The 19,598-nt window shown below is 70.6% G+C and carries 15 protein-coding genes and 8 pseudogenes; 5 read left to right on the forward strand and 18 right to left on the reverse strand.

Annotated features, from left to right (window positions below):
* The 11 genes and pseudogenes from DEJ15_RS12785 to ilvD all read right to left on the reverse strand — a co-directional run bounded on the left by DEJ15_RS12785 (position 1) and on the right by ilvD (position 10,061).
* Entirely contained in the window at positions 1-1,068 is a 1,068-nt protein-coding gene (locus tag DEJ15_RS12785; RefSeq protein ID WP_110824459.1) for a 3-isopropylmalate dehydrogenase, read from the reverse strand.
* A 7-nt stretch (positions 1,069-1,075) separates the two neighbouring features.
* A pseudogene (serA, locus tag DEJ15_RS12790) lies at positions 1,076-2,666 on the reverse strand (phosphoglycerate dehydrogenase).
* Positions 2,667-2,770: 104 nt separating this feature from the next.
* On the reverse strand, positions 2,771-3,160 hold the full coding sequence (locus DEJ15_RS12795; protein ID WP_110824461.1) for a hypothetical protein: 390 nt from the start codon (positions 3,158-3,160) through the stop codon (positions 2,771-2,773).
* Positions 3,157-3,579, reverse strand: coding sequence for a hypothetical protein (locus DEJ15_RS12800; protein WP_110824462.1), 423 nt, complete (start codon positions 3,577-3,579; stop codon positions 3,157-3,159). Before DEJ15_RS12800 ends, DEJ15_RS12795 begins: the two co-directional genes overlap by 4 nt.
* 26 nt (positions 3,580-3,605) lie before the next feature.
* Positions 3,606-4,797: pseudogene (locus tag DEJ15_RS12805) on the reverse strand (mannitol-1-phosphate 5-dehydrogenase).
* Positions 4,788-4,925, reverse strand: coding sequence for a hypothetical protein (locus tag DEJ15_RS12810; RefSeq protein WP_284175080.1), 138 nt, complete (start codon positions 4,923-4,925; stop codon positions 4,788-4,790). Before DEJ15_RS12810 ends, DEJ15_RS12805 begins: the two are co-directional and overlap by 10 nt.
* Positions 4,926-4,998: 73 nt before the next feature.
* Positions 4,999-5,181: a hypothetical protein gene (locus DEJ15_RS19625; RefSeq protein ID WP_502866172.1), complete on the reverse strand. Its 183-nt coding sequence runs from the start codon at positions 5,179-5,181 to the stop codon at positions 4,999-5,001.
* Positions 5,096-6,025: a ketol-acid reductoisomerase gene (gene ilvC / locus DEJ15_RS12815; protein WP_502866171.1), complete on the reverse strand. Its 930-nt coding sequence runs from the start codon at positions 6,023-6,025 to the stop codon at positions 5,096-5,098. Before ilvC ends, DEJ15_RS19625 begins: the two co-directional genes overlap by 86 nt.
* Positions 6,026-6,069: 44 nt before the next feature.
* Positions 6,070-6,571: pseudogene (gene ilvN, locus DEJ15_RS12820) on the reverse strand (acetolactate synthase small subunit).
* A gap of 24 nt (positions 6,572-6,595) precedes the next feature.
* Positions 6,596-8,390: pseudogene (locus DEJ15_RS12825) on the reverse strand (acetolactate synthase large subunit); the annotation flags it as partial.
* A gap of 46 nt (positions 8,391-8,436) precedes the next feature.
* Positions 8,437-10,061 (reverse strand): annotated as a pseudogene (gene ilvD / locus DEJ15_RS12830) (dihydroxy-acid dehydratase).
* On the opposite strand from ilvD, the gene DEJ15_RS12835 reads away from it, so the two are divergent.
* A complete protein-coding gene (locus tag DEJ15_RS12835; RefSeq protein WP_284176320.1) occupies positions 9,982-10,146 on the forward strand; it encodes a hypothetical protein in 165 nt (54 codons plus the stop codon). The pseudogene ilvD and the gene DEJ15_RS12835 sit on opposite strands and share 80 nt — an antisense overlap.
* Here the strand turns inward: DEJ15_RS12835 and DEJ15_RS19630 are convergent.
* Both DEJ15_RS19630 and otsA read right to left on the reverse strand, forming a co-directional pair.
* A complete protein-coding gene (locus tag DEJ15_RS19630; protein WP_502866107.1) occupies positions 10,143-10,985 on the reverse strand; it encodes a trehalose-phosphatase in 843 nt (280 codons plus the stop codon). The two genes, DEJ15_RS12835 and DEJ15_RS19630, sit on opposite strands and share 4 nt — an antisense overlap.
* 122 nt (positions 10,986-11,107) lie before the next feature.
* Positions 11,108-12,572 (reverse strand): annotated as a pseudogene (otsA, locus tag DEJ15_RS12850) (alpha,alpha-trehalose-phosphate synthase (UDP-forming)); the annotation flags it as partial.
* Positions 12,573-12,728: 156 nt separating this feature from the next.
* Between otsA and DEJ15_RS12855 the strand changes: the two are divergent.
* Positions 12,729-13,700, forward strand: a complete 972-nt coding sequence (locus tag DEJ15_RS12855) for a magnesium transporter CorA family protein (protein WP_110824470.1) — start codon at positions 12,729-12,731, stop codon at positions 13,698-13,700.
* 34 nt (positions 13,701-13,734) lie between these two features.
* Here DEJ15_RS12855 and DEJ15_RS12860 read toward each other — a convergent pair whose 3' ends face one another.
* Together DEJ15_RS12860 and DEJ15_RS12865 are read right to left on the reverse strand one after the other, a co-directional pair.
* Positions 13,735-13,959, reverse strand: coding sequence for an ArsB/NhaD family transporter (locus DEJ15_RS12860; protein ID WP_349814891.1), 225 nt, complete (start codon positions 13,957-13,959; stop codon positions 13,735-13,737).
* 145 nt (positions 13,960-14,104) lie between these two features.
* Positions 14,105-15,031: pseudogene (locus tag DEJ15_RS12865) on the reverse strand (SLC13 family permease); the annotation flags it as partial.
* Here DEJ15_RS12865 and DEJ15_RS12870 point away from each other — a divergent pair.
* Positions 14,988-15,188, forward strand: coding sequence for a hypothetical protein (locus tag DEJ15_RS12870; RefSeq protein WP_110824472.1), 201 nt, complete (start codon positions 14,988-14,990; stop codon positions 15,186-15,188). The pseudogene DEJ15_RS12865 and the gene DEJ15_RS12870 sit on opposite strands and share 44 nt — an antisense overlap.
* Positions 15,189-15,260: 72 nt before the next feature.
* Here DEJ15_RS12870 and DEJ15_RS12875 read toward each other — a convergent pair whose 3' ends face one another.
* Positions 15,261-16,442, reverse strand: a complete 1,182-nt coding sequence (locus DEJ15_RS12875; protein WP_110824473.1) for a mechanosensitive ion channel family protein — start codon at positions 16,440-16,442, stop codon at positions 15,261-15,263.
* 226 nt (positions 16,443-16,668) lie between these two features.
* On the opposite strand from DEJ15_RS12875, the pseudogene DEJ15_RS12880 reads away from it, so the two are divergent.
* Both DEJ15_RS12880 and DEJ15_RS12885 read left to right on the forward strand, forming a co-directional pair.
* Positions 16,669-18,139, forward strand: a pseudogene (locus tag DEJ15_RS12880) (amino acid permease).
* A 47-nt stretch (positions 18,140-18,186) separates the two neighbouring features.
* A complete protein-coding gene (locus DEJ15_RS12885) occupies positions 18,187-18,492 on the forward strand; it encodes a hypothetical protein (RefSeq protein WP_146234089.1) in 306 nt (101 codons plus the stop codon).
* A gap of 32 nt (positions 18,493-18,524) precedes the next feature.
* Here the strand turns inward: DEJ15_RS12885 and DEJ15_RS12890 are convergent, their stop codons facing one another.
* Both DEJ15_RS12890 and DEJ15_RS12895 read right to left on the reverse strand, forming a co-directional pair.
* On the reverse strand, positions 18,525-18,737 hold the full coding sequence (locus DEJ15_RS12890; RefSeq protein ID WP_110824475.1) for an SCO4848 family membrane protein: 213 nt from the start codon (positions 18,735-18,737) through the stop codon (positions 18,525-18,527).
* 114 nt (positions 18,738-18,851) lie between these two features.
* Positions 18,852-19,598 carry a hypothetical protein gene (locus DEJ15_RS12895; protein WP_284175082.1) on the reverse strand — a complete coding sequence of 249 codons (747 nt, stop codon included), beginning with the start codon at positions 19,596-19,598 and terminating at the stop codon, positions 18,852-18,854.

The following is a 19,598-nucleotide window of genomic DNA, read 5'->3' on the forward strand; positions in this document are numbered from 1 at the left end:
TCAGGCCGTGGTGGTGCGTGCGGTGACCGCGGCGACGATGGCGTCACCGATCTCGGCCGTCGACCGCTGTGTGGTGCCCCGGTCGGCGAGGTCGGCCTCGACCGCCTGCGTCACCGCCGCCGCGAGGTCCGGTCGGCCGATGTGGTCGAGCAGGAGGGCGACGGACAGGACGGCGGCGGTCGGGTCGGCCAGCTGCTGGCCGGCGATGTCGGGCGCCGATCCGTGGACCGGCTCGAACATGCTCGGGAAGGTGCCGTCCGGGTTGATGTTTCCGGAGGCGGCGAGACCGATGCCGCCGCTGATCGCCCCGGCGAGGTCGGTGATGATGTCGCCGAAGAGGTTGTCCGTCACGATGACGTCGAACCGCGACGGCTCCCGCACCATGTGGATCATGACGGCGTCGACGTGCTGGTAGTCGACCGTGACGTCCGGGTGTTCCTGCCCCACCGCGGCGACGGTCCGCTGCCAGAGCGACCCGGCGTGCACGAGGACGTTGCTCTTGTGCACGAGGGTGAGGTGCTGCCGGGGTCGCCGCGAGGCCAGGTCGAACGCGTACCGCACCACGCGCTCCACGCCGTGCGCCGTGTTGAGCGAGACCTCGGTGGCGATCTCGTGCGGCGTCCCCACGCGGATCGCGCCGCCGTTGCCGACGTACGGACCCTCGGTGCCTTCGCGGACGACGACGAAGTCCACGTCCCCGGGTGCGGCGAGCGGTGACGCGACGGCGTCGTGCACGGTCGTCGGCCGGAGGTTGACGTAGTGGTCGAACGCGAACCGCAGCTTCAGGAGCAGCCCGCGCTCGATGATCCCGCCGGCGAGCCGTGGGTCCCGCGGGTCACCGCCGACGGCTCCGAGGAGGATCGCGTCGTGCTCGGCGATCGCCGCCATGTCGTCCTCGGTGAGGACGTCCCCGGTCTCGAGGAAGCGACTCGCACCCAGCGAGAAGGCGGTCTCCTGCACGTCGAGCTCCGCACCGACCACCGCGTGCAGGACCTTGAGGGCCTCGTCGACGACCTCGGGGCCGATGCCGTCCCCGCGGATGACCGCCAGCTTGAGCGTCTGCGACATGGGTCTCCTAGAGCGTGATGTCGATCTCGCGGAGCGACGCCGCGTCGATCGTGGAACGGACGTGCTCGAGCACCTCGTCCGGGACCGGCGAGTCGACGGTCAGCACGCTGAGCGCTTCCCCACCGGCCGACTGGCGGGCGATCTGCATGGCGGCGATGTTGATGCCCGCGTCGCCGAACTCCTTGCCGTACACCGCTACGATGCCCGGCCGGTCCGTGTAGGCCATGACCACGTGGTGCTTGTCGAGCGCGACCTCGACGTCGTAGCCGTTGATCTCGACGAGCTTCTCGACCTGCTTCGAGCCGGTGAGCGTGCCGGAGACGCTGATCGCCGGACCGTCGGACTGCGCGCCGCGGATCGTGAGGAGGTTGCGGTACTCGGGGCTGTCGCCGTCGGTGATGAGCCGGACGGTGACGCCGCGCTGCTCCGCGATGAGCGGCGCGTTGACGTAGGAGACCTGGTCGCTGACGACGTCGGTGAACACGCCCTTGAGCGCGGCGAGCTTCAGCACACTGACGTCGTACTCGGCGAGCTCGCCGTGCACCTCGACGTCGATGCTCGTGACCGGCGAGGTCGCCATCGCGGTGAAGACCTGGCCGAGCTTCTCGACGAGCGGGATGCCGGGCCGCACGTACGGGTCGATGACCCCGCCGGCGACGTTGACCGCGTCGGGCACGAGCTCGCCCCCCGAGTGCCAGGCGGACCGACTTGGCGACGGCGACACCGGCCTTCTCCTGCGCCTCGTCGGTCGAGGCACCGAGATGCGGCGTCACGACGACGTTCGGCAGGGAGACGAGCGGCGAGTCCTTCGGCGGTTCGGACACGAAGACGTCGAGCCCGGCACCGGCGATCGTGTTCGACGTCAGGGCGCGGTACAGCGCGTCCTCGTCGATGAGGCCGCCGCGGGCGACGTTGACGACGAACGCGGTCGGCTTCATGAGCGCGAACTGGTCGTCGGAGATCATGCCGACCGTCTCCGGGGTCTTCGGCATGTGGATCGTGGTGAAGTCGGCACGGCGGAGCAGGTCCTCGAGGGACACGAGCTCCACCCCGAGCTGCTGTGCACGAGCCGTCGTGACGTAGGGGTCGTACGCGATGACCGAGACGCCGAAGGCCTGGAGGCGCTGCGTGATGAGCGCGCCGATCCGACCGAGGCCGATGATGCCGACGGTCTTCTCGTACAGCTCGACGCCCGTGTAGGACGACCGCTTCCACGCGCCGGCGGCCAGCGACGCGTGCGCCGCCGGGATGTGGCGCGCGAGCGACAGGATGTGCCCGACGGTCAGCTCGGCAGCCGAGATGATGTTCGACGTCGGCGCGTTCACCACCATGACGCCGGCGGTCGTGGCCGCCTTGATGTCCACGTTGTCGAGCCCGACGCCGGCGCGGGCGATGACCTGCAGCTGCGGTGCCGCGGCGATCGCCTCGGCGTCGACCTTCGTCGCGGACCGGACGAGGATCGCGTGCGCGTCGGACAGCGCGGAGAGCAGGGCCGGACGGTCGGTGCCGTCGACGTTCCTGATCTCGAAGTCGGGCCCGAGGGCGTCGACGGTGGCGGGCGAGAGTTCTTCGGCGATCAGGACGACCGGCTTCGACACGACTGCTGTTCCTCACACGAGACGGGTGGTGTACCACCACCCTACCGACGCGGCGGGGTCGTTACGACGCCGTCAGCGTCGCCGACCCGGACGGTCCGCCCGGCTCAGAAGTCGAGCAGGCGCGGGACGAAGAGCTGCAGGTCGAGCCAGAGCGCTCCGGCCGCCGCGAACGCGAGCAGGAACACCGCTGCCGTCACCGCGAGCGTCGACCGGCGGGTGACCCACAGCGCGACGACGAAGGCCAGCGGCGCGATCACGATGTCCAGGACGAGCCAGACCCACGGCACGGCGCGTCGGAGCGAATCGCCGCCGGACGAGCTCGCGATGAACGCGTTGAACTCCTGCACCGAGCGCGACACGGTCACGAGGTTCCCGACGCTCTGCACGGTCATGTACGCCAGCAGCACGGCGAACACGGCCCAGATCGCGATCCGGGCGAGGAGTCCGGTGCGGAACCGTGCCGCGCGGCCCGCACGGCCGTCGACCGCCGTCACCCGAAGCTCCGCGTCATGAGGAACGGCCAGGGGAAGAGGACGACCGCGCCGAGGAGCATCCACAGCAGGCGGGTGCGGGTGCTCCGACCGCGGGCCGCCCAGAGCACCACCGTGAACCACAGCGCCGGGGCGACGATCGACAGGAAGCGCAGGACCTCGACGTAGCCGCTCAGCACCCGGTCGACGCCGGACACGTAGGTCGTCGAGGCGGTGAGCAGCCACGCCACGGTGTACAGCAGGTACAGCCCGCCGAACACGCCGAACCCGATGAGCGCCCCGGAGGTCTCGGGCGCGTCGGGGTCACGCTCGTCGCGCTCCCGGACGGCGATCGGGTTGTGCGCGGCGTCCACGTGCGTGGCGTCGTCCGCGTCACCCCACGACAGGGCGTCGTCGTCGTCGGGTTCGCGTGCCTCCGTCATGCCGTCGAGTCTACGAGGGTCGCCGCTCATGCCTGGGCTGGCTGGGTCTCGAGCACACCGGCCACGACGTCGCGGACGGCGGGGAACAGCGGGTGGCCCTCCATCAGTCCGGTGAGGATCTCGGTGAGGGCGTGCGCCGTCGCACCGGAGCGGAGCAGCGCGTGGAGTTCGTACGACTCCGGGTCGTCCTGGTCGTCGAACTCGAGCGCGACGCGGACGGCGCCGAGGAGGTGGTCCACGGGGGAGGCCCCGCTCCGCGAGCTGCGCGGCCGGGCCGATGAACCGCTCGCGGCGACCGAGCTTGCGCAGCGGGTTCCGGCCGACGCGCAGCGTCGTGTCCGGCAGGAGCGGGTTCGCGATGCGCGTCAGGTTCGCCGCGACGTACCGCGCGTGTTCCTCCGGGTCGAAGCCGTGCTTCGCGACGAGCAGTGCGGTCGTCTCCGCGAGCACCCCGTCGACCTCGGCGCGCACGGCGGGGTCCTGGAGGGCCTCCCGGATCAGCCGGATGCCGCGCACCCAGCCGTGGTAGGCGGCGGTCGCGTGCGCGGTGTTGACGGTGTAGAGCTTGCGCTCGACGAACGGCTGCAGGTCGTCCACCCAGGTCACGCCGTCGATGACGGGGTGCTCGGCGGCGGTCCCGGCGAAGGGCGTGCGCTCGATGACCCACTCGTAGAAGGGCTCGAGCACGACGTCGAGACCGCCGGACTGGCCGAGGACGCCGGACTGGTCCGGGACGATGCGGTCGATCGCACAGTTCGCGAAGACCGCGGCGATGTCGCGGTCCTCGAGGATCGGGGCACGGCGGATGCTCGCGTGCAGGGAGTCGGTGGCGTTGAACGCGTTCTCGCACGCGACGATCGTCACCTCGCCGCGGTCGAGCGGACGGGCCGCGAGGCCCTCCGCGATGAGCGGCGCCACGAGAGGCAGGGTGCGGGCCCCGACGGCGGTGGTGACGACGTCGGCCTCGGCGATCGCCCGGACCACGCGGTCGCGGTCCGTCTTGCTGTTCAGCGCGCGGAACCCGGCGACGGTGTGCTCGACCGGCATCTCGCCGACCTCGTGCACGACGAACCGGCCGGCCTCGTTCAGGGCGGCGACCACACGCTCGTCGACGTCGACGAAGGTCAGGTCGTAGCCGCTCGCCACGAGGAACTGGCCCACGAACCCGCGCCCGATCTTGCCGGCGCCGATGTGGACCGCTCGTCTCGTCACCGCCATCCGACGATCATCCCATGTCCGGCGGCGGGCCCGCGCCACGCCGTGGGCGCGACGACCGGCACGACGTCGGGCGTCGTCGCGCTGTGTCGACGTCCGGAGACGTCGGGGTTCTGGAGGAGCTGCTGCATCGTGTCCGGGTCACATCGAGAGGCGGCGGTGCACTGCACCGCCGCCTCGCGGGTCGAGCTTGTCTCAGGCAGACTACCGCGCGGCCGAACCGTCGACGTAGTCGGAGTCCGCCTGCTTCCACGCGAAGAGCTTGCGGAGCTCGCGGCCGGTCGCCTCGACCGGGTGCCCCTCACCCTTCTCGCGGAGGGCCTGGAACTCCGGGGCACCGGCGTCCTGGTCCTCGATGAAGCGCTTCGCGAAGGTGCCGTCCTGGATGTCGGCGAGGACCGCCTTCATGTTCTCCTTGACCTCGGGGGGAGATCACGCGCGGGCCGGAGACGTAGTCGCCGAACTCGGCGGTGTCGGAGATCGACCAGCGCTGCTTGGTGAGGCCGCCCTCCCAGATGAGGTCGACGATGAGCTTGAGCTCGTGCAGGACCTCGAAGTAGGCGATCTGCGGCTGGTAGCCCGCCTCGACCAGGGTCTCGAAGCCGTACTGGATGAGCTGCGACGTGCCACCGCAGAGGACGGCCTGCTCACCGAACAGGTCGGTCTCGGTCTCCTCGGTGAACGTGGTCTTGATGCCGCCGGAGCGCAGACCGCCGATGGCCTTGGAGTAGGACCAGGCGAGGTCCCAGGCGCTGCCGGACGCGTCGACCTCGACCGCGACGATGACCGGGACACCACGGCCGGCCTCGTACTCGCGGCGGACGGTGTGCCCCGGGCCCTTCGGCGCGACGAGCGAGACGTCCACACCCTCCGGCGCCTCGATGTAGCCGTAGCGGATGTTGAAGCCGTGACCGAAGACGAGCGTCGCACCCTGCTTGAGGTTCGGGGCGATGTCGTCCTTGTAGACGATCCGCTGCACCTGGTCCGGCGTGAGGATGACGACGACGTCGGCCCACGCGGTGGCGTCGGCCGGGGTCAGCACCTCGAAGCCGGCCTCTTCGGCCTTCTGGCGGCTCTTCGAACCCTCCTTGAGGCCGATCTTGACCTCGACGCCGGAGTCGCGGAGGTTGAGGGCGTGGGCGTGGCCCTGCGACCCGTAGCCGATGACCGCGACCTTCTTGCCCTGGATGAGGCTGAGGTCGGCGTCGGCGTCGTACACGATGTCAGTCACGGTGCGTGATCTCCTTGGTTCGGTGGTCTCTGGCTGACCGGTGCTCAGCGCACCCGGTCGGTGATGCTCTTCGGTCCGCGGCCCATGCCGAGGAGGCCGGCGCGGGCCAGCTCCTTGATGCCGTAGGGCTCGAGGACGCGCAGGATCGCCTGGATCTTGCCGGGGTCACCGGTCACCTCGACGACGAGCGAGTCGGTGGCGACGTCGACGACCTGCGCCCGGAACAGCGTCACGGCGTCGAGCACCGCGGACCGGGTCTGGTTGTCGACACGCACCTTCACGAGCATGTGTTCGCGCTGCACCGACTGGGGGGAAGTCGAGCTCCACGATCTTGATGACGTTGACGAGCTTGTTGAGCTGCTTCGTCACCTGCTCGAGCGGCAGGTCCTCGACGTCGACCACCACGGTGATGCGGCTCAGGCCGTCCACCTCGGTGCTGCCGACGGCGAGCGACTCGATGTTGAAGCCGCGTCGGGCGAACAGCCCGGCGACACGGGTCAGCAGACCCGGCTTGTCCTCCACGAGGAGGGACAGGACGTGGCTCATGCGGGCTCCCCCCGTCATGTCGGCGTCCTCGTCGTCCCAGGTGGGCGCGAGTTCGCGGGCGTACTGGATGGAGGAGTTGCCGACACCCTGCGGGACCATCGGCCAGACCATCGAGTCGCGGCTGACCACGAAGTCGATGACGACCGGGCGGTCGTTGGTGTCGAGCGCGAGCTGGATCGCGGCGTCGATGTCCTCGGGACGCTCGACCCGGATGCCGAGGGCTCCGTAGGCGTCCGCGAGCTTGACGAAGTCCGGCACGCGGCGGGTGCCGTGCCCGGTCTGCAGGTCGGTGAACGAGTGCCGGCCGTCGTAGAACAACGTCTGCCACTGCCGCACCATGCCGAGCGACGAGTTGTTGATCACCGCGACCTTGATCGGGATGTCGTTGATGACGCAGGTCGCGAGCTCCTGGTTGGTCATCTGGAAGCAGCCGTCACCGTCGATCGCCCAGACCACTCGGTCCGGCTGGGCGACCTTGGCACCCATGGCTGCGGGGACGGAGTAGCCCATCGTGCCGGCGCCGCCGGAGTTGAGCCACGCGTTCGGGCGCTCGTACTGGATGAACTGTGCCGACCACATCTGGTGCTGCCCGACACCGGAGGCGAACACGCCCTCCGGTCCGGTCATCTCGCCGATGCGGCGGATGACGTGCTGCGGTGCGATGAGGCCGTCCTGCGGCTCGACGTACCCCAGCGGGAAGTCGGCACGGATCTTGTCGAGGTGCGCCCACCAGTCGGCCGTGGAGGCGCGCTCGGACTGGTCGACGGCGGCCCACGCCTCGAGCAGGTCCGCCAGCACGACCTTCGCGTCCCCGACGATCGGCACGTCGGCGAAGCGGATCTTCGAGATCTCGGCCGGGTCGATGTCGACGTGCACGACCTTGGCGTCCGGGGCGAACTCGTCGGCCTTCCCGGTCACGCGGTCGTCGAAGCGGGCGCCGAGCGCGATGATGAGGTCGCTCTCCTGGAGCCCGAGGACCGCGGGCACGGTGCCGTGCATGCCCGGCATGCCGAGGTGCTGCGGGTGCGAGTCCGGGAACGCACCGCGCGCCATGAGCGTCGTGACCACCGGCGCGCCCGTCGCCTCGGCGAAGCGCAGGAGTTCCGGGGGAGGCACCGGCACGGATGACTCCGCCGCCGACGTACAGGACCGGGCGGCTCGACTCGGCGAGCAGCTGCGCGGCGGCGGTGATCTGCTTGCCGTGTGCCTTCGTGACCGGACGGTAGCCCGGCAGGTCGATCTTCGGCGGCCAGATGTACGGCGCCGACATCTGCTGCGCGTCCTTGGTGATGTCCACGAGCACCGGGCCGGGCCTGCCGGTCGTCGCGATCTGGTGCGCGGCGGCGATCGTGGCGGGGATGTCCTCGGGCTTCGTGACGAGGAACGAGTGCTTCGTGATCGGCATCGTGATCCCGACGATGTCGGCCTCCTGGAAGGCGTCCGTCCCCATCAGGGTCGAGAAGACCTGCCCGGTGATCGCGATGAACGGCACGGAGTCCATGTAGGCGTCGGCGATCGCGGTGACGAGGTTCGTCGCACCGGGGCCGGACGTCGCGATCGCGACGCCGACCTTGCCGGACGAGGACGCGTAGCCCTCGGCGGCGTGGCCGGCGCCCTGCTCGTGCCGGACCAGGATGTGGCGGATGGTCGTGGACGCCATGAGCTCGTCGTAGAACGGGATGATGGCGCCGCCGGGCAGGCCGAAGACGTCGGTGATCCCGAGGTGCTCGAGCGTCCGGAGGACGGCTCCCGAGCCGGTCAGGACCTCTGGTGAGCGACGTGCTCCGGCAGCGGACAGCGGTGTGGCTTCCGTGGGCATGAACGGTTCCTTGCCTGGAGGGATGGCGATGTGTCGGGTGTCGACGTCAGCCCGTGACCGCGCCGAGGGCGGCGGACTGGACGAGCTTGGCGTACTTCGCGAGGACTCCGCGGGTGTAGCGCGGGGGGCAACGGTTCCCAGCCTGCTCGGCGGGATTCCAGCTCGGCGTCGTCGACCAGTAGGTCGAGCGAGCGAGCCGCGATGTCGACACGGATGCGGTCGCCATCGCGCACGAATGCCACTGGACCTGCGTCCACGGCTTCCGGTGCGATGTGGCCGATGCAGAGGCCGGTTGTGCCGCCTGAGAATCGACCGTCCGTCAACAGTAGTACATCCTTGCCGAGGCCTGCGCCCTTGATGGCCGCTGTGATGGCCAGCATCTCGCGCATGCCCGGTCCGCCCTTGGGTCCCTCGTAGCGGATGACCACGACGTCGCCCTTCTGGATGCGGCCCTCGGTGAGGGCGTCCATCGCGGCACGCTCGCGGTCGAACACCCGCGCAGGCCCCTCGAACACGGAGGCGTCGAAGCCGGCCGTCTTGACGACGGCACCCTCCGGCGCGAACGAGCCCTGCAGGATCGTCAGGCCACCGGTCGCGTGGATCGGGTTGTCGATCTTCCGGAAGACCTCGCCGTCGAGCTCGGGCGGGTCGATCGCCGCCAGGTTCTCGGCGACCGTCTTGCCCGTGACGGTCATGCAGTCGCCGTGCAGCAGGCCGGCCTCGAGCAGGGCCTTCATGATCACCGGGATGCCGCCGTTGCGGTCGACGTCGACCATGACGTACTTGCCGAAGGGCTTCATGTCGGCGAGGTGCGGGACCTTCGAGCCGATGCGGTTGAAGTCGTCGAGGGTGAGCTCGACCTCGGCCTCGTGGGCGATCGCGAGGAGGTGCAGCACGGCGTTCGTCGACCCACCGAGGGCCATGAGCACGGTGATGGCGTTCTCGAAGGCCTCGCGCGTCAGGATCTGCCGGGCGGTCAGTCCCAGGCGGAGCATGTTCACGACGGCTTCGCCCGAGCGGTGCGCGTAGTAGTCGCGGCGGCGGTCGGCACTCGGCGGCGCGGCGGAGCCGGGGAGCGACATGCCGAGCGCCTCGGCCAGGCTCGCCATCGTGTTCGCGGTGTACATGCCACCGCAGGCGCCCTCACCGGGGACGATCGCGCACTCGATCTCCTTGAGCTCTTCCTCGGTCATCGTGCCGGCCTTGCACGCACCGACACCCTCGAAGGAGTCGATGATCGTGACTTCCTTCATCGACCCGTCGGCCTGCTTGACGTAGCCCGGCATGACCGACCCGGCGTAGAGGAACACGCTCGCCAGGTCGAGGCGCGCGGCGGCCATGAGCATGCCCGGCAGGGACTTGTCGCAGCCGGCGAGCAGGACGGTGCCGTCCAGGCGCTCCGCGCTGACGACCGTCTCGACGCTGTCGGCGATGACCTCACGCGACACGAGCGAGAAGTGCATGCCCTCGTGGCCCATCGAGATGCCGTCCGACACGGAGATGGTGCCGAACTGCAGCGGGTACCCGCCGCCGCCGTGGACGCCTTCCTTGGCGCCCTGGGCGAGGCGGTCGAGGGAGAGGTTGCAGGGGGGTGATCTCGTTCCAGGACGAGGCGATGCCGATCTGCGGCTTCTCCCAGTCCTCGTCGCCCATCCCGACGGCCCGCAGCATGCCACGCGAAGTGGTTGCTTCGATCCCGTCGGTGACGACCCTGCTGCGCGGCTTCACGTCGATGTCAGGCATGTCCAGAGTCTAGGACCGTTTGGGATACCAGTGGCGCAACACCATGCGTCTGCATCGTGTTGCGCCCTCGGTCAGCGCGTGGCCCGGAGTCGTCCGAGCTGCTTGAGCACGTCGGTCAGGGCTGCCGGATCGGCGACACGGTGGGCGGCCAGGGTGTCCCCCTCCCCCACTTTCACGCCGACGTCGCCGTCGCGGAGCACCCGGAAGCCGTCCTCGTCGGTCACGTCGTCGCCGGCGAAGAACACCGCGTCCGCTCCTCGGAGCTCCCGGAGGCGGTCGATCGCGTCGCCCTTCGTGACGTGGCGGACCGCGAACTCGAGGATGTCCTTGCCCCCCGCGCTCGAGCACGCCGGGGTCGGCGTCGTGCGCGGCACGGCTCGCCTCGGCGTTCGTCGCGGCGGCCTCCTCCGCGCTCACCCGCCGGGTGTGCACACCGTGGCCCGCCGGCTTGTGCTCGATGACGACGCCGGGGTGGCGGGCACCGACCGCGTCGAGTGCAGCGCCGATCCGGGCGACCCTGGCGGTCTCTTCTTCGGTCAGCGCGGCTTCGTCGTGGCCGTCGACACGCCACTCGACGCCGTGCGAGCCGATCAGCGCCATGGTCTCCGGCGCGTGGGACACCGCTGCCAGGCTGCCGAGCGGCCGTCCGGACACGAGCACGACCTCCGTGTCCCGCGCGCGCTGCAGGGTGAGGACGGCGGCCCAACTGCCGGGCAGCGCACCCACCCGTGCGGGGTCGTCGGCGAAGGGCGCGAGCGTGCCGTCGAAGTCGAGCGCCACGAGCAGTCGCGGCGCAGCCGCGAGCGTCTCGAGCGCCTGGACGAGACCGGTCTCCGTCGTCCGGTCAGGCATCGCGGTCCTCCCGGGTGTCCTCGGCGGCGCGCGCGGTCTGGGCGTCCTGGTCGAAGATCGACGTGCCGTCGGTCGGCGCCTCGCGGTGCGGCTCCCCCCTGGTCGGCTGCGTCCGGGTCGATCTGGGCACTCTTCGGCGCATGGCGGTCGAGCGCTTCGAGGAACGAGCGGGACCAGCGCGCCACGTCGTTGTCCCGCACGCGCTTGCGGAGGGCCCGCATGCGCGTCGAGCGCTCCCGTCGGGGCATCTCGATCGCGCGCTGGATGGAGTCCTTCAGCGCCCCGATGTCGTGCGGGTTGACGATGACGGCCTGCTTGAGCTCGTCGGCGGCACCGGCGAACTCGGAGAGGATGAGCACGCCGTCGTTGTCGAAGCGACTCGCGACGTACTCCTTCGCGACGAGATTCATGCCGTCGCGGAGCGCCGTGACGAGCATGATGTCGGCGGCGAGGTAGAGCGCCACCATCTCCTCGCGGGGGGTAGCCGTGGTGCAGGTACGAGATCGGCTGGTGGCCGATGACGCCGAGGTCGCCGTTGATGCGTCCCACGGTGAGCTCGATCTCGTCGCGGAGCATCCGGTAGGTGTCGACGCGTTCCCGGCTCGGGCTGGCGACCTGGATGAGCGCGGCGTCCTCCACCGCGAGGCGGCCGTCCTCGACGAGCTCGCCGAACGCCTTGATGCGGTGGCGGATGCCCTTCGTGTAGTCGAGCCGGTCGACGCCGAGCAGGACGGTCGCGGGGTTGCCGAGACCGTCACGGATCTCCTTCGCGCGCTGCTGCACCTCGGGACGGCGGGCGATCTCCTCGAAACTCTCGGCGTCGATCGAGATCGGGAAGTGCCGGGCCTCGACGTGCCGGACGGTGACGCCCTTGCGGCTCCGCGGTGCCTGCGGGTCGTCCACCGGGACGTCGACGATCGAGCCCTTCGTCGTGTAGCCCTTGATGTGCCGCACCGCACGGAGGAAGTCGCTCGCGTCGTCCTGCCGCTGGAACCCGATGACGTCCGCACCGAGCAGGCCGTCCAGGATCTGCGCGCGCCAGGGCAGCTGGGCGTAGATGCCGACCGGCGGGAACGGGATGTGGTTGAAGAACCCGATCGTCAGGTCGGGACGCAGGGTGCGCAGGAGCGCCGGCACGAGCTGCAGCTGGTAGTCCTGCACCCAGACGATGCCGTCCTGCTCGGCGATCTCGGCAACCTGCTCCGCGAAGCGCTGGTTCACACGCTTGTACGCGTTCCACCAGTCGCGGTGGTAGCTCGGGTGCTCGATGACGTCGTGGTACAGGGGCCACAGTGTGTCGTTGCTGAAGCCCTCGTAGTACTCCTGCACGTCGTCCGCGCTGAGCGGGACCGGGACGATGTGGATGCCCTCGTTGTCGAACGGCTCGACCGTGACGTCCGGCTGGCCGACCCACCCCACCCAGGCCCCGTCGTTCTGGCGCATCACCGGCTCGAGCGCCGTGACCAGGCCGCCGGGAGAGTGCCGCCAGCCCTCCGAACCGTCCTCCTCGACCACCCGGTCGACGGGCAGTCGGTTCGAGGCGACGATGAATGCGTACCGGGTGCTGTCCGTGCGGTCTGCGGGCATGGGTGGCGGGTGCTCCGTTCCTGCCCGGCGGCCTGCCGGGGCGTCGACCCCGAAACTACCAGCGACCGGTCGACCGGGCTGAGCGGATGTTCACGGACGGGCACCGGAGCGCCCAGACCGTCGGGTGCCACCGGACCGCCTCACTAGGCTCGCCCCATGGTGAGCACGCGCTGCTGGCAGGACGGGTCGCCGGCGGAGCAGGACTTCCCGGTCGGACACGTGTCGGAACTGGTCGCCCGCGACGGCGCCTTCGTCTGGGTCGACTTCACGGATCCGACACCGGCCGACCTCGAGCAGGTCGAGGGCGAGCTCGGCATCCACGCCCTCGCCGTCGAGGACGCCGTGGAGCGCGGGCAACGCCCGAAGCTCGACCGGTACCGGGACAGCCTGTTCCTCGTCGTCTACGACGCGCACGGCCCCGGCGAGGACGGTGGACTCGTCACCCACGAGGTGAAGGCGTTCGTCACCTCCCACGCGCTCGTGACGATCCACGGCGCCGACTTCGACACCTCCGCGGTCCAGCGCCGGTGGGACGCCAACAGCGACCTCGCCGACCACGGGGTCCCGTGGCTGCTGTGGGGCCTGCTCGACACGGTCGTCGACCACGCCACGAGCGTCCTCGAGACGATCGAGCGGGACATCGACGCGCTCGAGGACGACCTGTTCGAGAACGGGGACCCGCGCGAGCAGCAAATCCAGCGGCGCTCGTTCCGGCTCCGGAAGGCGCTCGGCGTGCTGCGCCGGCTCGTCGTCCCCACCCGGGACAGCGTGGGGTCGCTGCTGCACGGTGACGCCGAGACGATCGTCGACGGGGTCCGCCCGTACTTCCGCGATGTGGAGGACCACCTCGTGTCGATCGCGGACACCGTCGAGCAGCAGCGCGACGCGGTCTCCAGCGTCCTGGAGACGAACCTGAACCTGGCGTCGAACCGGCAGAACACCGTCATGAAGAAGGTGACGAGCTGGGCGGCGATCATTGCCATCCCGACCGGCATCACGAGCTTCTTCGGGCAGAACGTGGAGTTCCCCGGCGAGGGCGAGTGGAGCGGGCTGTGGGCGTCGCTCGCGCTCACCGTGGTGACGTCGCTGGTCCTCTACCGGTCGTTCAAGCACCGCGACTGGCTCTGAGTGCCGGCACCGCGAGCGCGCCGGGCACGACGGATCAGATCTGCAGCGCCAGCACGCCCGCGACGACGGTGAGCGGCGCGACCACGCACCCGAGGGCGATGTAGCGCCCCCACGAAAGGTGGATGCCCTCGGCCGTGAGCCGCGCGTGCCACAGCAGCGTCGCGAGCGAGGCCCACGGCGTGATGAGACACCCGGCGTTCACGCCGACGAGCAGCGCCGCGTACCGCAGGGCCTCGTGCCCCGCGGCCGGTTCGAGCACCAGGTAGGCGGGCAGGTTGTCGATCGCGTTCGCCGCGACGGCCCCTGCCCCGCCGAGGAGCAGCAGCGGACCGGTCCCGGTGCCCCCCGCCGACCGCCTGGACGATCGGGTCGGTGACCCCGGTGGCGTGCAGGGTCTCGACGACGACGAAGAGCCCGGCGGCGAACACGAGCGTGGACCAGGGCACGCGGGACGGCCTGAGCTCCGAGGGTGCCCGCCACGCCGCGACCCCGATGAGCACGAGCGCCGCGAGGACGGCGGCGACCCAGACCTCGACCCCCGCGGTCAGGGCCACGACCAGGGCGACGAGGACGACGGACGCCGCCCAGGAGAAGACCGGATCGGACGCCTTCCGCAGCCCGACCGGCGTGTAGCGCCCGAACAGCGAGCGACGGAACACCACGAGCAGCACCGCGCAGGGCACGACGACCCCGGCGAGCGCCGCCCACACCATCAACCGGGCGAACGGCAGCGGCCCGTCGAGTCCGATGCCGTCCACCGCGAGCAGGTTCGTCAGGTTCGACACCGGCAGCAGCAGCGATGCCGTGTTCGCGAGCCAGACGGTGGTGAGGGCGAAGGGCATCGGCGGCAGCCCGACCCGGCGCGCGAGCGTGATGACGATCGGTGTCAACAGGACCGCGGTGGTGTCGATCGACAGGAACACCGTGCACACCACGGCGAGCACGACGACCGCGGCCCACAGGCCGATCGTCCGTCCGCCGCCGATCCGCGCGGCGAGGTCGGCGAGCCGGTCGAAGACGCCCGCGTCCGCGGCGAGCTCGGAGACGATCGTCAGCCCGAGGACGAAGCCGAGCACCGGCAGGACCCGCTCCGCGAGCGCCGCGAGTTCGGGCAGCGGCAGCAACCCGAGGGCGACGCACACCGCCCCGACGGCGAGCAGGACGGCTCCGATGACGGCTTGGCGCACGATGCGACTCCTTGCTGGGATGGCCGGCGGTCCCTGTGCGCCCGGCGGCGCTCCAATGTACCGCCCGGTAACGTGGGCCGGACGACGACAGGAGGAACCCGTGCGGAAGTTCATGTTCAGCGGTGCGGTGTGGGGCTCGCTCATCAGCGGCTACAGCGTGCTGCAGACGACCAGGCGTGGACCGCGCGACTGGCGGCTCGCCCTGACCTGGGTGGCCTGGCTCTCGACCACGATCGTGGCGGTCGGCACGGTCGTCGAGGACGACCGCGCGGTGAAGGCGAAGCAGCGCGCAGCACGCTGACGGCACCACACGACGGACGGGAGGCCCGCTACCAGCTGGTAGCGGGCCTCCCGTCCGTCATGGGACAGCTGGTCAGCGCCGCTCGGGCGGGACGTCCTCGGCGCGGATGCCCGAGGTCTGGATCGGGCCGGTGAACAGGGCGGAGCGTTCGTCGCCCTCACCGAACAGCTGGGAGTCGTTCTCGCTCCGCGGCCGGCGCGGTGCCGCGGGCTCCTGCACCGGGTCGGTGAGCTGGACGCGCTGCAGCGGCAGTGCCTCCGGGTGCTGGCGCTGCATCCACTCCACCATCTCCTCGCGGACGTAGCACCGGAGGTCGAACAGGCCGCCGGCATCGGGCGCGGTGACGAGGATGCGGACGCGCACCAGTCCCCCGACGGCGTCCGTGACCTGCAGCACCTTGGTGCGGCCGTCCCAGATCGTGCTCGTCTCGAGGATGCGGTCGAGCTCTTCGCGCATCTCCGACGGGCTCACCCGCCAGTCGAGGTCGAACTCGACCGCACCGAGCAGCTCGCTGCCCGTGCGGGTCCAGTTCTCGAACGGGGTGCTCGTGAAGTAGGTCGAGGGCAGCACGAACCGCCGGTCGTCCCACAGGTGCACGACCACGTAGGTGAGGGTGATCTCCTCGATCCGGCCCCACTGCGTCTCCACCACCACGACGTCGTCGACCCGGATCGAGCCGGAGAAGGCGAGCTGCATGCCCGCGAAGACGTTCCCGAGCATCGACTGCGCGGCGAGACCGGCGATCACCGAGAGGAGCCCGGCGCTCGCCAGGACGCTCGCGCCGGCGGCCTCCACCCCGGGGAAGGTGAGCAGGATCGCACCGACGGCGATGATGACGAGGACGGCGACGGTGAGTCGCCGGATGATGAGCACCTGCGTTCGCACCCGGCGGGCGACCCGGTTGTCGGGGACGTCCACGCGGTACTTGTGCAGCCCGAGGCTCTCGAGGAAGATCGCGAGCTCGCAGGCCAACCAGCACCCGACGCCGATCATCGCGATGAGGAAGACGTGCGACACCTCGTCCCGCCACGGGAACCGGTCGGCGTCGCGCGGGATGCTCGTGCTGAACGCCGTCCAGAGCATGGCGAGGAGCAGGGTGGTGCGGGTCGGGTGCTTCGTGCGCCGGGAGAGCGCGGCCGCCCAGCGTTCCCGCCGACCGAGCGCCCGGAAGACCAGGTGCAGGACGAGTGACGCGACGGCCGTGACGAGCAGGGCGATCCCGATCGCGACGAGGAGTCGGAGGAAGATGTCCATCCGTCCATCGTGGTGGGTCCCGCGTCACTCGTCGTCCAGGCGGCGGCCAGGGAGCGGGCCGCGGGAAGGCCATCGGGCGCGGTGGGACGAGGTGCGGAGGCCGCAGGGCGCCCGGGTCGGACGTGCGGCGGTAGCGTGTCGGCCATGACAGCGAAGAACGACACGGGGGGTCGACCGCGCTCCGGCGAACGACTTCTCGCACGAGCAGGAGGGCTACCAGCACGGGCTGAAGCCCCGGCAACTGCAGATGATCGCCATCGGTGGCGCGATCGGGACGGGCCTGTTCCTCGGTGCCGGTGGCCGGCTCCACACCGCCGGTCCCGCCCTCGCGGTGACGTACCTGATCGCGGGCGTGTTCGCCTTCTTCATCCTCCGGGCACTCGGGGAGCTCGTGCTGCACCGGCCCTCCTCCGGGTCGTTCATCTCGTACGCCCGCGAGTTCTACGGCGAGAAGTTCGCCTACGCGGCCGGGTGGATGTACTTCCTCAACTGGGCGATGACCTCGATCGTGGACACGACGGCCGTCGCGGTCTACTTGAAGTACTGGTCGGCGTTCACCGCGGCCCCGCAGTGGCTCCTCGCACTCATCGCCCTGGTCGTCGTCCTGGCCGCGAACATGGTCGCGGTGAAGGTGTTCGGCGAACTCGAGTTCTGGTTCGCGCTCATCAAGGTCGCCGCGCTCGTCGCGTTCCTGGTCGTCGCGATCGTCTGGCTCGTCTTCGCGTTCCCGGTGGAGACCGGCGGCGAGGCGGTCCGGACCGGCTTCTCGATCTGGGGCGACAACGGCGGGCTCCTGCCGAACGGCGTCCTGCCGGCCGTCCTCGTCATCCAGGGCGTCGTGTTCGCCTACGCCGCGATCGAGCTCGTCGGCACCGCGTCGGGCGAGACCCAGGACACCGAGAAGGTCATCCCGCGCGCGATCAACTCCGTCGTCTTCCGCATCGCGGTCTTCTACGTCGGCTCGATCGTCCTCCTGTCGATCCTGCTGCCGTACACGGCGTACAAGGAGGGCGAGAGCCCCTTCGTCACGTTCTTCTCGTCGATCGGGAACCCGCAGGTGGGGGGTCGTCGTCGGGTCGATCATGAACTTCGTCGTGCTCACCGCGGCGCTGTCGTCCCTGAACGCCGGGCTGTACTCGACCGGCCGCGCGCTGCACTCGATGGGCATGAACGGCTCGGCGCCGAAGTGGACCACGAAGATGTCGAAGGGCGGCGTGCCGTACGCCGGCATCCTGCTCACCGCGGCCTTCACCGTCGCCGGTGTCGTCCTGAACTACTTCGTGCCGGGACAGGCGTTCGAGATCGCCCTGAACATCGCCAGCCTCGGCATCATCACGGCGTGGGGCACGATCATCCTCTGCCAGATGAAGCTGCGACAGTGGGCCAAGCAGGGGCTGGCGAAGGAACCGACGTTCCGGCTGCCCGGGGCTCCCGTCACGAGCTGGCTGACGCTGGCGTTCCTCGCGTCGGTGATCGTGCTCATGGCGATCGACTACCCGGTCGGGACGTACACGATCGCCTCGCTGGTCGTCGTCATCCCGCTGCTGGTCGTCGGTTGGTTCCTGCAGCGTGACCGGATCCTCCGCATCGCCTCGCTGCGCCAGGGCGTCACCGGTCCGTACCCGATCACCGGCCGCGACCCGGCCGCGCAGGTGCGGCGGTCCACCGAGCACACGGACGGCGACGGCCGCAGCTGACCCCCCCGACGTGGCACGGGTCCGGCACCCGCCGGTACGATCAGCGGGTGCCGGACTCTCCTGTTCTCCCGACGCTCGACCTGCAGCACACCTGGCGTGGCGCCACGTGCCGGGTGCGGGTGTTCCGTGACCGGGTCACCGCGGAGACGAGCTTCGAGCGCGACGCGCTGCTCCCGGTACCGATGGACGCCGTGCAGGGGTGGCGGATCGAGGAGTGCGACGACGACGCGGTCTGCGTCGAGTTCGTCACGCCGGACGACGTTTGGCGGGTGTTGCTCTCCCCCGCCGACGAGGCGGTCGCCGACGTCGCGTTGCGCTCGGCGCTCGGTGCGCCGCTCCCGCCCGCGTCGTAGCGACGTCGCCGGCAGGGGCGGGCGGGCGGGCGTCAGACCAGCAGCAGCACCGCGGCGAGCACGGAGGCCACCGCGATCACCAGCGCGATGAGCAGCAGCACGAAGTGCACGCGCCAGAACGTCGTCGGGCGGCCCGCGGCGTCCCGGGCGCGGGAGTCCTTCGCGACGCGCTGGAAGAAGCGCGGCCACGCGACCACGTTGAAGACGGCGCCGACGATCAGGACCACTGCAGCGAAGACGAGCACCCGACGATCCTACGCCCGGGCCTCGGCCGCCCCCCACGACCGGCCGAGACCCGCGACCACACCGGGTGTAGCACGTGCTACAGAGCGTACACGACCGGGTGGTCGGGCCCGGGGTCAGGTGCCCGCGAGGACCGCTTCCGCCTCGGCCAGCGCTGCCTGGTCGGCCGGGCTGAGCGGTGTGCGGTGTCGACGGGCGCCGTCGTTCACCTCGACGATGAGACGGCTGAGCCGGGTCGCGGGGTCGTCGGAGTCGGGGTACTCGTTGTCGGTGCCGAGTCGGGCGTGGACCGGTTCGAGACGGCGGAGGGCATCCTGCAGCGCCCGGGTCCGTCTGCTCTGCCAGAGCCGGTGGCCGAGAACGAGCAGGAGCATGCCGGATGCGACGAGCAGCACCGCGCCCGGTGTCGTGACGTCGTACGGCAGGGCGAGCGCCCGCGTGACGTCGATCCGGCCGGCGACGTGGGCCAGGTCCATCACCGCGACGACCACCATGCGGACGACGCCGAAGACCCCGCCGGCGACGAGCGCCCACAGGCCGACTCGGTCCGGACCGGTCCGGGCCTCCCGGATGCGCAGCACGCAGATGAGCCCGGTGGCGCCGAGGGCGACGCCCAGGTACGTCGTCTGCACGATCGAGTAGACCGCCGCGAGGGGCTGCGCACCGACGGCGAGCATGAACGTCGTGGTCGTCGGGACCGGGTCGAGCAGCACGAACGCCGTCACGACGGCGACGACCACGACGGAGCACGACGCGACGACCGCCCTGCGCATCCACGGCCGTGCCGCTCCCACGGCCTTCGCGACGCCCCAGAGCAGCGTGCTCGTCCCCGCCGCCATCAGGACGTCGCACACGAGTGTCAA

The sequence above is a fragment of the Curtobacterium sp. MCJR17_043 genome, from assembly GCF_003224315.2.
Classification (GTDB): domain Bacteria; phylum Actinomycetota; class Actinomycetes; order Actinomycetales; family Microbacteriaceae; genus Curtobacterium.

What these genes read in the sequence shown, in the direction of transcription:
- DEJ15_RS12810 (WP_284175080.1), bottom strand. Translation starts at nt 4,925, where the DNA reads ATGCAGCAGCTCCTCCAGAACCCCGACGTCTCCGGACGTCGACACAGC.
- DEJ15_RS12875 (WP_110824473.1), bottom strand. Translation starts at nt 16,442, where the DNA reads ATGGACATCTTCCTCCGACTCCTCGTCGCGATCGGGATCGCCCTGCTC.
- DEJ15_RS12800 (WP_110824462.1), bottom strand. Translation starts at nt 3,579, where the DNA reads ATGACGGAGGCACGCGAACCCGACGACGACGACGCCCTGTCGTGGGGT.
- DEJ15_RS12855 (WP_110824470.1), top strand. Translation starts at nt 12,729, where the DNA reads ATGGTGAGCACGCGCTGCTGGCAGGACGGGTCGCCGGCGGAGCAGGAC.
- DEJ15_RS19630 (WP_502866107.1), bottom strand. Translation starts at nt 10,985, where the DNA reads ATGCCTGACCGGACGACGGAGACCGGTCTCGTCCAGGCGCTCGAGACG.
- DEJ15_RS12785 (WP_110824459.1), bottom strand. Translation starts at nt 1,068, where the DNA reads ATGTCGCAGACGCTCAAGCTGGCGGTCATCCGCGGGGACGGCATCGGC.